The organism is Elusimicrobiota bacterium (genome assembly GCA_026388075.1).
Classification (GTDB): Bacteria; Elusimicrobiota; Endomicrobiia; order Endomicrobiales; family JAPLKN01; genus JAPLKN01.
The window spans coordinates 1-13,247 of the sequence record JAPLKN010000108.1; the positions used below are offsets into that span (position 1 = coordinate 1).

At 36.4% G+C, this 13,247-nt stretch carries 18 protein-coding genes; all 18 read right to left on the bottom strand.

Annotated features, from left to right (window positions below; all coding sequences use genetic code 11):
• Positions 1-80: 80 nt before the first annotated feature.
• Positions 81-467, bottom strand: a complete 387-nt coding sequence (hisI, locus tag NT145_05575; GenBank protein MCX5782155.1) for a phosphoribosyl-AMP cyclohydrolase — start codon at positions 465-467, stop codon at positions 81-83.
• 134 nt (positions 468-601) lie between these two features.
• Complete coding sequence (hisF, locus tag NT145_05580; protein MCX5782156.1) at positions 602-1,363, bottom strand: imidazole glycerol phosphate synthase subunit HisF; 762 nt, start codon at positions 1,361-1,363, stop codon at positions 602-604.
• A gap of 126 nt (positions 1,364-1,489) precedes the next feature.
• Positions 1,490-2,212, bottom strand: a complete 723-nt coding sequence (hisA, locus tag NT145_05585; protein ID MCX5782157.1) for a 1-(5-phosphoribosyl)-5-[(5-phosphoribosylamino)methylideneamino]imidazole-4-carboxamide isomerase — start codon at positions 2,210-2,212, stop codon at positions 1,490-1,492.
• Positions 2,206-2,856 carry an imidazole glycerol phosphate synthase subunit HisH gene (gene hisH, locus NT145_05590; protein MCX5782158.1) on the bottom strand — a complete coding sequence of 217 codons (651 nt, stop codon included), beginning with the start codon at positions 2,854-2,856 and terminating at the stop codon, positions 2,206-2,208. The genes hisA and hisH overlap by 7 nt, the downstream gene beginning before the upstream one ends.
• Positions 2,857-2,860: 4 nt before the next feature.
• The gene (hisB, locus tag NT145_05595; GenBank protein MCX5782159.1) at positions 2,861-3,448 is read right to left on the bottom strand and encodes an imidazoleglycerol-phosphate dehydratase HisB; all 588 of its coding nucleotides are present in this window, start codon (positions 3,446-3,448) and stop codon (positions 2,861-2,863) included.
• Positions 3,449-3,461: 13 nt separating this feature from the next.
• Positions 3,462-3,668, bottom strand: coding sequence for a hypothetical protein (locus tag NT145_05600; protein MCX5782160.1), 207 nt, complete (start codon positions 3,666-3,668; stop codon positions 3,462-3,464).
• Complete coding sequence (gene hisD, locus NT145_05605; protein MCX5782161.1) at positions 3,668-4,849, bottom strand: histidinol dehydrogenase; 1,182 nt, start codon at positions 4,847-4,849, stop codon at positions 3,668-3,670. The genes NT145_05600 and hisD overlap by 1 nt, the downstream gene beginning before the upstream one ends.
• An 88-nt stretch (positions 4,850-4,937) precedes the next feature.
• Positions 4,938-5,948 (bottom strand): phosphate acetyltransferase, encoded by a 1,011-nt coding sequence (pta, locus tag NT145_05610; protein MCX5782162.1) that lies wholly within the window; start codon positions 5,946-5,948, stop codon positions 4,938-4,940.
• 3 nt (positions 5,949-5,951) lie between these two features.
• Positions 5,952-6,731, bottom strand: coding sequence for an EFR1 family ferrodoxin (locus tag NT145_05615; GenBank protein MCX5782163.1), 780 nt, complete (start codon positions 6,729-6,731; stop codon positions 5,952-5,954).
• A gap of 7 nt (positions 6,732-6,738) precedes the next feature.
• Positions 6,739-7,620: a phosphatidylglycerol lysyltransferase domain-containing protein gene (locus tag NT145_05620; protein MCX5782164.1), complete on the bottom strand. Its 882-nt coding sequence runs from the start codon at positions 7,618-7,620 to the stop codon at positions 6,739-6,741.
• A gap of 7 nt (positions 7,621-7,627) precedes the next feature.
• Positions 7,628-8,776 carry a BamA/TamA family outer membrane protein gene (locus NT145_05625; protein ID MCX5782165.1) on the bottom strand — a complete coding sequence of 383 codons (1,149 nt, stop codon included), beginning with the start codon at positions 8,774-8,776 and terminating at the stop codon, positions 7,628-7,630.
• Between the two features lie 72 nt (positions 8,777-8,848).
• The gene (locus NT145_05630; protein ID MCX5782166.1) at positions 8,849-9,346 is read right to left on the bottom strand and encodes a YajQ family cyclic di-GMP-binding protein; all 498 of its coding nucleotides are present in this window, start codon (positions 9,344-9,346) and stop codon (positions 8,849-8,851) included.
• 17 nt (positions 9,347-9,363) lie between these two features.
• Positions 9,364-9,816 (bottom strand): CBS domain-containing protein, encoded by a 453-nt coding sequence (locus NT145_05635; GenBank protein ID MCX5782167.1) that lies wholly within the window; start codon positions 9,814-9,816, stop codon positions 9,364-9,366.
• Between the two features lie 249 nt (positions 9,817-10,065).
• Entirely contained in the window at positions 10,066-10,212 is a 147-nt protein-coding gene (locus tag NT145_05640; protein ID MCX5782168.1) for a DUF5679 domain-containing protein, read from the bottom strand.
• A gap of 255 nt (positions 10,213-10,467) precedes the next feature.
• The gene (locus tag NT145_05645; GenBank protein ID MCX5782169.1) at positions 10,468-10,617 is read right to left on the bottom strand and encodes a DUF5679 domain-containing protein; all 150 of its coding nucleotides are present in this window, start codon (positions 10,615-10,617) and stop codon (positions 10,468-10,470) included.
• A 204-nt stretch (positions 10,618-10,821) separates the two neighbouring features.
• Complete coding sequence (locus tag NT145_05650; GenBank protein ID MCX5782170.1) at positions 10,822-11,097, bottom strand: septum formation initiator family protein; 276 nt, start codon at positions 11,095-11,097, stop codon at positions 10,822-10,824.
• A 45-nt stretch (positions 11,098-11,142) separates the two neighbouring features.
• Entirely contained in the window at positions 11,143-12,441 is a 1,299-nt protein-coding gene (eno, locus tag NT145_05655) for a phosphopyruvate hydratase (GenBank protein MCX5782171.1), read from the bottom strand.
• An 84-nt stretch (positions 12,442-12,525) separates the two neighbouring features.
• The gene (locus NT145_05660) at positions 12,526-13,242 is read right to left on the bottom strand and encodes a PIG-L family deacetylase (GenBank protein ID MCX5782172.1); all 717 of its coding nucleotides are present in this window, start codon (positions 13,240-13,242) and stop codon (positions 12,526-12,528) included.
• Between the last annotated feature and the right edge of the window lie 5 nt (positions 13,243-13,247).

Here is a 13,247-nt window from a genome sequence, read left to right on the forward strand (position 1 = left end):
GAATTTCCTTGTATACCGGTATAAGACTGCCCTGCTTGACAAAACCTTAAATTCTTCAAATAATGGATAAATATTTTTAATCATTTTTTATATTTTTTTGCCGGATCAAATATTTTTTTCCCTACAATATTATTTTTTCCGGAAGGATCTACTTTACGATAAAAACAGCTTCTGTAACCCGTATGGCAGGCTGCATCTCCAATTTGTTTAACTTTTATTAAAAGACAGTCGCCGTCGCAATCGTAATAAATTTCTTTTACTTTCTGAAAGTTACCGGACTTTTCGCCTTTTACCCAAAACTTTTTACGCGAACGGCTCCAAAAGGTCGTCTTTTTGTTTTTTATAGTCTTTTTTAACGATTCTTTGTTCATATATGCAACCATTAGCACGGTTCCATCTTTAAAATCCTGAACAATACAAGGGATTAAACCCATTGAATCAAATTTTAACTCTTTAATAAATTTCATTTTTGTTCCTTTCCTTCATATTTAGCGCATAGCGTTTAGCGTATAGTAAAAAATTCAAAAGCATTTTAAAGATTCTTTTATTTTCCTATACCTGCCCGCCGGCAGGCGCGGCGCTATGCACTATACGCTATCCGCTATAATCTCACTGGAATATTTTTGTTTTTTAAATATTTTTTTACTTGAGATATGGACAACTCTTTATAGTGAAAAAGCGACGCAGCCAAAAGAGCCGAAGCGCCGGCATGGTATCCTTTTTCAAAATCCTTCAATTCGCCTGCCCCTCCGGAAGCAATTACAGGTATTTTTACGGAATCGCATACTGCTTTTAAAAGTTTGAGGTCATACCCATTTTTTGTCCCATCTGCATCCATGCTGGTTAAAAGGATTTCTCCGGCACCCAGTTTTTCTACCTTTTTTGCCCATTTGACTGCATCCAGACGCGTTTTTTTTCTACCGCCATGGGTATATACATTCCACTTATTTTTACTTCGGGATTCTTTTTTTGCGTCAATTGCCACTACTATGCACTGGTTACCAAATTTCCTGCTTGCTTCTTTAACAAAGCTGGGATTTAAAACTGCCGCTGTATTTAAAGACACTTTATCTGCTCCGGCTTTGAGCAGGTTTCTAATATCGCTTATATTTCTTATTCCCCCTCCGACTGTAAGCGGAATAAAAACTTTCCCGGCTGTCCGTTTTACAACTTCCAAAGTAATTGGCCTTTCATCCGATGAAGCCGTAATATCAAGAAAAACGAGCTCATCCGCACCTTCACTGTTATAACGTTCGGCTATAGCTACAGGATCTCCAGCATCCCTAAGTTTAAGAAACTTTGTGCCCTTTACTACCCGGCCTGCATCCACATCCAAACAAGGAATAATTCTTACCGACAGCATTTCTTTCCCTTTGTTATCCGTTTCGCCCCTCCGGAAATATAGCCCCGGAAAAACCGAGCTGAGAACCTGTTTCGGAAGGGTTTTTGTTATTACTGGCGACTTGCCTCCGGCAATTGTTATCTGCCGTTATTGCTCTGCGATTTGAATTGCTTCTTCAAGTTTTAAATTTTCCGTATAAAGAGCTTTCCCGACTACTGCCCCGATAACCCCTTCTTTTTCAAGCTTTTTAATATTTTTCACATCTTCAAGATTTGTGACTCCTCCGGAAGCAATAACTTTTATTCCAAAACCGGCGACATTTTTCAGCCCTTTAAGATTCGGGCCTTCAAGCATACCGTCCTTTTGAATATCTGTATAAAGAACCTGATCAACATTCATCTCTTTCAATTTTGCCAATAGTTCATTAACAGTTACGGAAGTAGTATCTTTCCAGCCGCCGATAGCCACATTACCGTCACGCGCATCAACAGCGACTATTATTTTGTCGCCATATTTTTCCAGCGCTTTTCTTAAAATATCAGGATTATAAATGGCTACTGTGCCCATTATCACGTAATCAATTCCTATTTCTTTCAATGAATCAACTGATTCAATACTGCGAAGCCCTCCGCCTACCTGAACAGGAATATTTACTGCTTCTTTAATTTTTTTTATAATTTCAAAGTTTTGAAGTTTGCCGCCTAGCGCCCCGTCAAGATCAACCACGTGAAGCCTTTTGGCCCCCTTAGCCTGCCATAGTTTAGCCATAAAAACCGGATCTTTGGAATATATAGTTTCTTCTTCTATTTTTCCCTGTTTCAGCATCACGCAGTTTCCGCCCCGGATGTCAATTGCCGGTATTATTAACATTTTCCCACCTCATTTACAAAATTTCTTAAAAGCCTAAGCCCGTTTTCACCGCTTTTTTCAGGATGAAACTGGCACGCCCAGACTTTTCCGCTTACAAGTGATGAACAAAATTTAATACCGTATCTGGTTATTCCGGCAACAAATTTTTCATCAGAAGGTATTCCATAATATGAGTGAACAAAATAAAAAAAAGAATTTTCAGGAATATTTTTAAACATTCTATCCGACTCATCAGACTTAACTTTCTCAACTATATTCCAGCCCATGTGAGGTATTTTTAGGGCAGAATACTTTTTGTCAGTGAAATCAAATTTCTTAACTTTTCCTTTGACCACACTAAGGCCATTATGTTTACCGTTTTCAAAGCTTTTATCAAAAAGAAGCTGAAATCCAAGACAAAGCCCCAGAAAATATTTATCTGACGCTATTGCCTCCTGAATGGCCTTATCAAGGCCTCTTTCTTTTAGATACTCAATTGCCGGGCCAAAAGAACCGACACCCGGAAAAACCAAAGCTTTTGCAGATAGGATCTTTTTTATATTTTCGGTAATGATTACTTTTGCGCCGATATGCTCTATTGCCTTTGAAACGCTTCTGAGATTCCCCATCCCGTAATCAATTACGGCTATTTCGATTTTTTTCATGATACTAAAGTTTGCCCTTAGTGGAAGGAACACCTTTCTGTTTGGAGTTTAGTTTAATCGCTTCGCCCAAAGCACGGCCTAAACCCTTAAAAACTGACTCGGCAATGTGGTGACAATTTGATCCTTTTCTCATAGATATGTGAAGTGTAATGCCGGAATTGATGGCAAAAGCATAAAAAAATTCTTTTAAAAGGCTGAAATCAAAACCAGATTTTTGAAATTTGAATTTGACGCTGTAATCTAAAAACGGCCTGCCGGATAAATCCACAGCTACATAGGAAAGCGCCTCATCCATAGGAAGAAGGAAGTTCCCATACCTGTTAATTCCCTTTTTTTCGCCCAAAGCTTTTTTAATCGCCTGGCCTAATACTATCCCTAAATCTTCAACCAGATGATGGCTGTCTACATAAGTGTCTCCTTGAGCTTTCACTGATAAACTTAACTTCCCGTGATGAGCTAAAAGTTCAAGCATATGATTCATGAAAGGTATAGTATTGGAAAATTTTACCGGCTTTGATTTAACCAGATTTAAGGAAATGTCAATTTTAGTTTCTTTGGTAACGCGTTTAATTTTTGCTTTTCTTTCTTTCAAAATATTCTCCGTTTTAGTGTAAGATATTTGATTTTGAGGCATTGTAAACAATTTTTTCAATTATATCTTCATTTTTTAAGGCTTTTTCAAGTTTGGTTAGTAGAGCTAGTTCTTGAATTGTAAATTTTGTCCTTTTTTTTAATCCCGATTCCCCGGCCGCCGCTTCATTAACCAAAAAAAGCAGAAGTTCTATGTCCCTTTGAGTTAAATCAACCTTCATTACTTTCCTCCATTTCTAAGTTTAACCGATTCTCTGTGGCTTTTTAATCCTTCCGTCTCTGCAAGTTTTTGTATATAGACTCCGTCTTCTTTCAAGCTGCCTTCCTGAAAACTAACATAACTTGTTCTTTTTATGAAAGTCTGAACCGAAAGACCGCTTGAAAATCTTGATGTCCTACCTGTAGGCAAAACATGTGACGGCCCGGCCCAGTAATCGCCAAGAGCTGTGGGTGTTTTATAGCCGCTGAAAATTGCACCCGCATTTTTTATTTTATTGATTAGCTTGTCTGCACCTTTTATCATAAGCTCAAGATGTTCCGGCGCCAAACTATTAACTAAATTCAATGCTTTAGGAATCGGGCACAGAATAAACTTTATCTGGCCTTTTAGTCCTTTGGGAATAAGATTTTTTACTTGGCTAAATATTTTTTTAGAATCGGTGTAAAGAAAAGCTTTAGCATCCGGATCATGTTCAGACTGCGCCATAAGGTCAGCTACGATGTAAGATACATCAGCTCCTTTATCGGCTATAATCGCCACTTCGCTCGGCCCTGCCAAAGAATCTATGCCCACTTTCCCGAAAACCTGCCTTTTTGCTTCGTTCACATACGCATTTCCCGGCCCAATTATAAGATCAACCGGAGCAATTGTTTTTGTTCCATATGCCAAAGCCGCTATAGCTTGGGGCCCGCCGACACGGTATATTTCATCAACCCCAGCCAATTTTGCGGCATATAAAACTGCGGGCGTCAATTTATTCGGCGGTGTTACCATGGCAATTTTTTTTACGCCGGCAACTTTAGCGGGAATGGCTGTCATCAACACTGTAGAAGGATAAGAAAATCTTCCGCCCGGAACATATATTCCAATCCTTTCTATAGCCGAACATAGCTGCCCTACAAATATTTTTCCATTTTTTATTTTCCAGTATAAATTAAGATTGTTCAGTTCTGCCAAATGAAAATTTTTAATATTTTCTGCGGCTTTTTCAAGAGCTTTTTTAAGCAGATTATCAACTTTTTTTGAAGAATTTTGTATTTCAGATTTAGAAACCCTAATTTTTTTTGGAAAAAGCGTATAATTATCAAACTTTTTTGAGTAAAAAATTAGGGCCTTATCGCCTCTTAATTTTATCTTACTTATAATACCTTTAATAGATGCGATTAGAGTATTGCCTTTCATAAGAAAAAATTATATCAAAAAGTATAGTTTTTGGCAACTAACTTGTATTTTCTTATATATAAAGAGAAGTTGAAAGCTTTAGGCTGGATTACCGATTGCTTTGAAGTATGTTTATTGCAGCTACATAATATATATCTTCTACTGAACAACCGCGACTCAAATCGCTGGCCGGTTTTGATAAGCCCTGAATTATTGGCCCTATGGCTTTAAAACCTCCCAGCCGCTCAACCGCTTTGTAGCAAATATTTCCGGAATTTAAGTCCGGAAATATAAAAATATTGGCATCGCCTTTTATTGGCGAATCAGGGGCCTTTCTTACCGCAATATTTTCAACTACTGCTGCATCAAACTGAAATTCACCGTCAATAACAACTTTATCATCTGATTTAAAATATTCATTAGTCATTACAACGGCATCTTTTACTTTTTTAGTAGACTGATGCTGGGCACTGCCCTTGGTAGAAAAAGAAAGGAATACAACCTTTGCTGTTTTTTCAGGAAAAAGTATTTTAAAGTTTCTTACTGTTGATACGGCTATATCCGTAAGCGAATTGGAGCTTGGAACGGGATTAACTGCGCAATCAGCAAAAAGAACCGGATTTTTTATTACTGTGTGGCCTTCAGGAGGCACCATAAGGAAAAATGAAGAAATTATCTTAATATTTTCAGCAGTCCCTATCGTAAGTAATGCGGCTCTTAAAACATCCGCGGTATCGGAACGGGCTCCCGCAACACAACCGTCAGCTTTTCCGCTTTTTACATATAGCGAAGAAAAATATAAAGGATCAAGCATTAAGTTTACGGTATCTTCCTTGAAAAAACCTTTTCCTTCCCTATATTCAACTATTTTTGAAAGAATTTTTTCATCCAAAAGCTCTCTTTTCGGAATAATTACCGAAAGTTTTGATATGTCTAAATTTTTTCTTTTTGCGGTCTCTTCAATATTTTTCAAGTCAGTTGCAACCACAACAGCTTTACACACGTTGTCTTTAACAAGCCGGACAGCAGCTTCAAGAGTTCTTTCTTCGTCGCCTTCCGCAAAAATTATCGTACTATTAGTTTTTTTTGCTCTTTCAATAAGTTCGTTCAGTATTTTCATTTTTTACCTCATAAAAAAATCTTCGGCCTTCAATTGCGGATGGTGGTATCTTTTTCTCATTACTGTATTTTTTTTGTATTGTATTGCTTCAACGGGACACCACTGAAGACATCCCATGCACTGCTGGCATTTATGTAGCCAAACCGGCCTTCCGTTTACAAGCTTGATATTAGCAGCCGGGCAAATTCTATAACATATTCCGCAGCCTGTGCATTTTTCGTCAGCCCAAAAATTCTTATCCATCTCAGGTATGTGCGGTGAAGCAAAATTATAGAATTTTTTGGACAATAACCAGTTTATGAACGGAAGGCTTTTTTCCGCTTTGTTTTCTTTTTTCAATTTCACATATTCAGCAATTATTTTAACTTTTTCTGCGGCTTTTTTAAAAAATCTGTTCTGTTTGCTTAATGGAAACGCTCCGTACATAGGAGTATAGTTTCCCGGCATTCTTACAGCAAATCCTGCTGAAAGCTTTACTCCGTTGGATTTAAGAATTTCAACTGCTTGATCAAGCGTTGATCCGGGAAGCCCGCCGTAAGTTGCAACTGCAAAGAAATAGCTTTTTGAATTCTTTACGTTTTTAAGAAAATCTCTGACAATGAGAGGCAAACCCCACATATAAACAGGAAAGACTATTCCTATTATATCAAAATCAAGATTTAACTTTGAATTAACGCTTTTCGCAATTGAAATAAGCTCAGTATTCCCAAGTTCGGATGCCAAATCCTGCGCAATTTTTAAAGAATTGCCAGTCCCGGAAAAATAATAAATCGAATTCTTCATGAAATCCTTATTTCAGCCTTATCGTGTATTTATTTATTAACTTGAGAGGATGATATGAAAGCTTAGATTTCCTCAAGCCTTCAACCCCTAAATCCTGTTCCATATTTACAAACTTAAAACCGGCAGCTTCGTTGGCCAAAAACTCATTGTTCATCGTCTGATTCAGCCCGATTACGCCATTTTTTGATTTTAGTATATGTATAACAAAAGTATCTTTATTTAATAATTCCCCCGCAGCAAGCGCGGCGATTTCTCCGCCAATTTCAATTAGCCCGCCGAAAAGTTTTAGGCAAGAAAAATTTCCGAGCATTTCTTTTATAGCTTTTTTTTCATGTTTTAGGCTTTCTGCGCCTTCGCAGTCCCTAAACTCGCACCATTTATCAACAAACTTGAGACATTCATTATTATTTTTATCATTAATCCGGACATATTTATACTTGTTTCCAGATTTAAAACGTTTTATATAATTTCTTTTCCCGTCATATATTTTACCCTTTAGAACTATCAAATCTTCACTATTATAGAGATAATCGCAGTTATCTCTGTCAAGAAAAATAGAAATATCTGACTCATTTTCAAAGAGCTTTTTAGTATCTTCCTGTACTAAAATAAAAGATGTTTTGCCGTCTTTTAGTATTTTTTTAATGACGCTTTTTTTGTCGCCAAGGCCTATCGGATCAAAAAAATTGCTTGTTTCATTTTTACGGGAAGAAAGCAATACAAAATCTTCTAAAGTTGACAGTGAAAGATTATACAAATCTTTCCAGGCAAATAAATTTGCAAAAGTGTACTCGCATATTTCAGGCTTGATTTTGGAAAACAAATCGTCAAAAAGCTTCTTATCGCTTATTTCAATATTTCTATACTTTGGATAAGCTGGAATGTTCATAATATGATTATTTATTGCTCCACGTATAATACAAGGTTGAGACAGTAAGATACATTTTGGGGCCACGCGGCTCAAAAGCTTTCGCCATAGAAACTTCAAATTTTACTGGAAGTTTTTTAAAAAGAATTAATGTATATCCCAAGCCTGACCCTACGCTATATTTTGCGTCTTGTACCCCGGAAAATATTTCCTTGCCGCCAATCTTTACGCCTTCAGCAAAAATATTCCACGTAACAATTGAGTATTCTATGCCTAAAAATTTTTCATATCCAATGCCAGCGATAGGTATATTATGTTTTACGCTATTATAGATAATTGAATTTCCTGAAAATTCTCTATAATTATATCCTTTCATAACCTTATATCCGCCCGCATAGTAAATAGCCGAAAGAGGTTTTGAGTCAAAACTTAAAGGATAGCTGGCTTGCAAATCATATTCAAAATACTGCCTTTTATAAATTGTGAAATAATTTCTGATATTCAATTCCATCTGACTATAATTATAATCACTTCCCAGATTTTTTAGGGAATTTTCTATTTTTAATGATCTTGATCCGCCTCTCGGTATTGACCTTGATTCATCTAAATCACTGTTATAAATCCCAATTTCGCCCACAATGTTTCGCCCTTTATCAAGAATAAGCATTGTGCCAGTGGAACTGGTGGAAGTATTTTCAAATCTAAGGGCGGTTTTCAGTTCGGTATTTTTGCACAAGAGATACTTAGCGTAAGGCGACATTGACTGCACCCTCTGAAGATATTGGCTGTTAGAAAATATCGCCTCAAAATCAACATAATCCTTTAGCAACAATCCTATAGGTATTTTTTTGAAATTGTACATTAAATCGACGCCAACACCCATATTATTATGAACAAGATCATATTGAGAAACAAATTCTAATGTAGTTTTTTTGTATTCCTGCTTAAGCGAAAAATCCAACGAACCGCTTGGAAGATATATATTGACATCCGGCTTGACTCTTACAACAGTTTCTCTTGTGGTAATTTGAGGAAGCTGAGCCTGAAGTTTTTCAATCTTAGCCTCTAATTCTTCCACGCTTTCTTGCCTGGCTTTGGCTTTTTCTTCTGCCTTTTCTTTTTTTTTGCTTTTGCGTGATTTGTTCGTTTTGCATTTTTGTATTTTCAGCAAAAACATTTGAAAATAAAAAAACCCCCAGAATAACAACTGTTGTTGTTCTAGAGAGCATTAATTCTATTTGTTTTTTTATCATCGGTAATTAATAAATTGAAGGGGCAAGGAAAAATTTGAGTTGCGCAAAAAAGCGATTACTGACTGAAGCTCGTCTTTTTTTACTGAAACTATCCTGACTTTTTGGCCTTCTATCTGAGCTTGAACTTTAAATTTAGCATCCCGAATCATTTTAGCAAGTTCTTTCGCCTTTTCTGAAGGAAGCCCGCTTACCAGCTCAATTGCCTGTTTGACTGTGCCTTCAAATGCTTTCTCTGGATTTAAGGTTTTCATAGATTTTAATGATACCCCCCGGCGCGCCATCCGCTCTTCCACAATATCACGAACAGCTTTCAGCTTAAAATCATCGTCTCCGACCAAAATAATTTTTTTCTCTGCCTTATTATATTCAATTGATGATTTGCTCCCCTTAAAGTCAAATCTTTGCGCAAGTTCTTTCTGCGCCTGATTAATAGCGTTATCAACTTCTTGAAAATTTATTTCAGAAACAATATCAAAAGAAAAATTATTCGCCATAATATCCTCCGAAAATACTAAAAAATCTTATTTTCCGAAATCGCCTTTACTAAATCCTTTTTTGTAATTACGCCAATCAGACTATCATTCTCCATTACCAAAAAATAATTTATTCCCTTATCCACAACAAGCGCTGCAATACTTTCTATATCTGTATTGGGGCTGATCTGGCTGATTTTTTTTCTCATTATATCTTTAACTGTGCTTGCTGCAATTTTTTTCAAATCTTGTTCCAATTTTTTTTCGCCTAAAGTTACAAGCCCGCTTAAAAGAAAAACAAACGTGGGAAGATGCACTTTTCTATCTCGAACAATTAAATCGTCTTCCAAAACAAGGCCCACCACTTTTCCGCTTAATATCACCGGCGCTCCGCTGATATTTTTTTCAACAAATAGTTCAGCAAGTTTATGGATTTCAAGATCAGGACTTACCGTAATAACATTTTTCATCATTATGTCGCTGGCATTCATCTCAATCCTCCGTTTATCACGCACTTAAAAACTTATTCAATTGTTTCATTTTTAAATAAGGTTATACTGAACACATTAAACAATACGGGCTTTATATTCAACCAATTTTACGATGTCTTAGCGCAACAAGTCTCATCCTGCTATAAAGGAATGCTCCACTGCACTAAAAAAGTAAACAAACCCAACTGTTGCGTTAACCATATTATTTGCGCAAAAGTGGGGTTGATTTTAGTTGTTAATAAATATTAATTACTTCTTCCCAACTATCTTAAAAACTTTTGTTCCGCACTCAGGACAAACTCCTGAAATTGCTTTCATTCCATTTTTCATAACAACATCTTTCGGGTCTTTAACTTCTACCTGCTTTTTACACTTCATACATCTTGCATCTGCCATAATTGGCCTCCTTCAATTCTACTTGCTATTAAACTTTTAGATTTAGTGAACCATTTTCAATTCTTTTATGTTTTTTACATTCAAATAATGTAATTACATAATTGCCTGTGATAACGAGCCTATTTTAATATAAATTCAGTCAATAAAAAAATGTGGGTATCTGAGAGTTTGCAAATATTCTTGTATAGGGCAAAAAAAGAAATCCCTTATCTAAAATACAAAAATATGGCTAATTTTTATTTAATCTTTTTTATATTATTTGCTCTTTCCCACAATTCTGAAAACTTTAGTCCCGCATTCAGGGCAAGAACCTGAAACTGCTTTCATCCCATTTTTCATAACAACATCTTTCGGCTCTTTAATCTCCACCTGCTTTTTACATTTCATACATCTTCCTTCTGCCATATGAATCCTCCTCAAGCCCTCTGTGAACAGGCTTAACTAATAACTTCACTATCTGCAGGGATTACTATTTTATACACTTTTTTTAGTTTTGTAAACCCCGGTTTTAAAAAGTGATAAGGGATAAGCGGTAAGGATTAAGTAAAGAACAAAAAAGATTTTACGACTTGCCTTGACTTAATTCTTACCCCTTACAACTTATCCCTGCTATTTTCTAAACCTGTATTCTACCTCGTCTTTTGAAATAACGCCAAGTTCTCGTCTTGCAATATTTTCAATGTATGAACCTTCTTTTTCTAAAAGATAAATCTCCCTTTTAAGCTTAGCATTCTTTTTTTCAATTTCAAAACGTTCTTGTTTCAGCCTGTATATTTCCTGATATTGACGGATAAGATTTCTGAAATTGTTATTCCCGACAAGAAATATCAAAATTATTATAACCGCTATAACAACGGGAACTTTTTGTGAATAAAACATTTTCATAACAAAAAAAAGTATTCCTTAAAAATATCATTTTACTGGCAAATTTTATTTATTAAATACTTTTCGCCCTAAAAACTTCGCTTTATTTCCTAATTGCTCTTCAATTCTTAAAAGTTGGTTATATTTACAGATTCTGTCGGTACGAGACGCGGACCCGGTCTTAATCTGTCCGGCATTCAGGGCTACCGCCAAATCAGCAATAAAGACATCTTCCGTTTCTCCTGACCGGTGGGAGATAATTGCGGTATATTTTGCGTTATACGCCATTTGAACCGCAGCAACTGTCTCAGATAATGATCCGATTTGATTTACTTTAATTAAAATTGAGTTTCCTATTCCCTTTTTTATTCCTTCTGAAAATATTTTTGTATTTGTTACAAAAATATCATCTCCGACAAGCTGTATTTTTTTACCTAATCTTTCCGTTAACACTTCCCACCCGTCCCAATCTTTCTCGCTAAGCCCGTCTTCTATAGAAATAATCGGGTATTTGTTTGCCAGCTTTGAATAAAATTCAACCATTTCAGCCGAATTTTTTACCTTGTTTTCCTGCTCGCCTTCAAGATTATATTTTCCACCCTCGTAAAGCTCATTAGCTGCAACATCCAATGCAAAAAGAACATCTTTGCCTATAGCATACCCCGCAGTTTTGACCGCTTCTTCAATAAGACAAAGAGCTTCTTCATTAGATTGTAAATTAGGCGCAAAACCGCCTTCATCGCCCACGCTGGTAGCATACCCTTTTTTCTTCAAAACATTTTTTAAATTATGAAATATTTCAGCCCCCATACGTAAAGCATCTCTGAAAGAAGAAGTCCCTACGGGGGCTATCATAAACTCCTGGAGGTCAACATTATTGTCAGCATGCGCACCGCCGTTCAATATATTCATCAGCGGGACCGGTAGAATATAATCCGAAGATTTAATTCCAAATACCTGCCGGATATATTCATAAAGAGGCATATTCTTATCTATCGCACCAGCTCTTGCGCAAGCCAAAGAAACGCCCAAAATTGCGTTCGCCCCCAGATTACTTTTAAAATCAGTGCCGTCTAAAGCAATCATTTTTTCATCAATTTTCTTTTGATCACTAATTTCCATGCTCAAAATAGCAGGAGCAATTTTTTTGTTTATATTTTCAGCCGCTTTTAATACGCCTTTTCCTAAGTATCTTTTTTTGTCGCCGTCTCTCAGCTCAAGCGCTTCCCTTTCTCCGGTTGATGCTCCCGAAGGCACCGCCGCCCGCCCCATTATGCCGTTATCAAGAATAATATCTGCCTCAATCGTCGGGTTGCCGCGGGAATCAATAATTTCCCTTCCTACAACTTTGCTAATCTTTGCCATTTTTTAACTCCTTATCTCCGCTTGGTTTTGACAAAATTAATAGAGAATATATCAATTTACAAATGTATTGTAAAGTTTTAGATTTCAGATTCCCATCTTTTTGCCAAGCGACACGTACTCAGAAAAACTTGCTCTAAAGAAACTTTCTACTACTTCCAACCCCCTTCCTTTTACTTCTGCCCAATATTGTCCCAAAGAATGGCTCATTTTGACGTAGTCCCTTGTGGCGAGCTGGGAAGGATAACATTGTATAGCTTCCTTTTTCTTTTCCCAAACATCTCCAATATCAATTAAAACATTAGGATATAGCGGAAACCATACGGGATATGAATATATCATAAAGTTGAAAGTTTTCCTTTTTGCCACTTTCCTTAAAGCACTGTTTACTGCTCTGTGGTCGGTATGATTATCAAACCAAAATGGAACAAAAACGATATCCGGATCAATTTTCTTAAATAGGGAATAAAACTTATCGGCTAAATTATGCTGTTTTGCAAGGGATTCAACCTGATATTTTAAGAAATGTTTATTTGAAAAACCTATCACTGACGCAGCATTCATCGCTTCCTTAAATCTGATATCAGAATCGAGGGTGCAATACAAAACTTCGGCACTTCCGCCGGAATTGATGTGTTTATAAATCGTTCCACCGCAGCCTATCGTTTCATCATCAGGATGAGGAGCTATCACTAGAACCTTTTTTCCCGGAAGCTCTTTTTCAACCGGTAAAGAATACTTTAAATGCGGTTGAATAAATTCATAAAGTCTGAATAGTTTCTTGTATCTAACAAAATTAGCCATTTCCG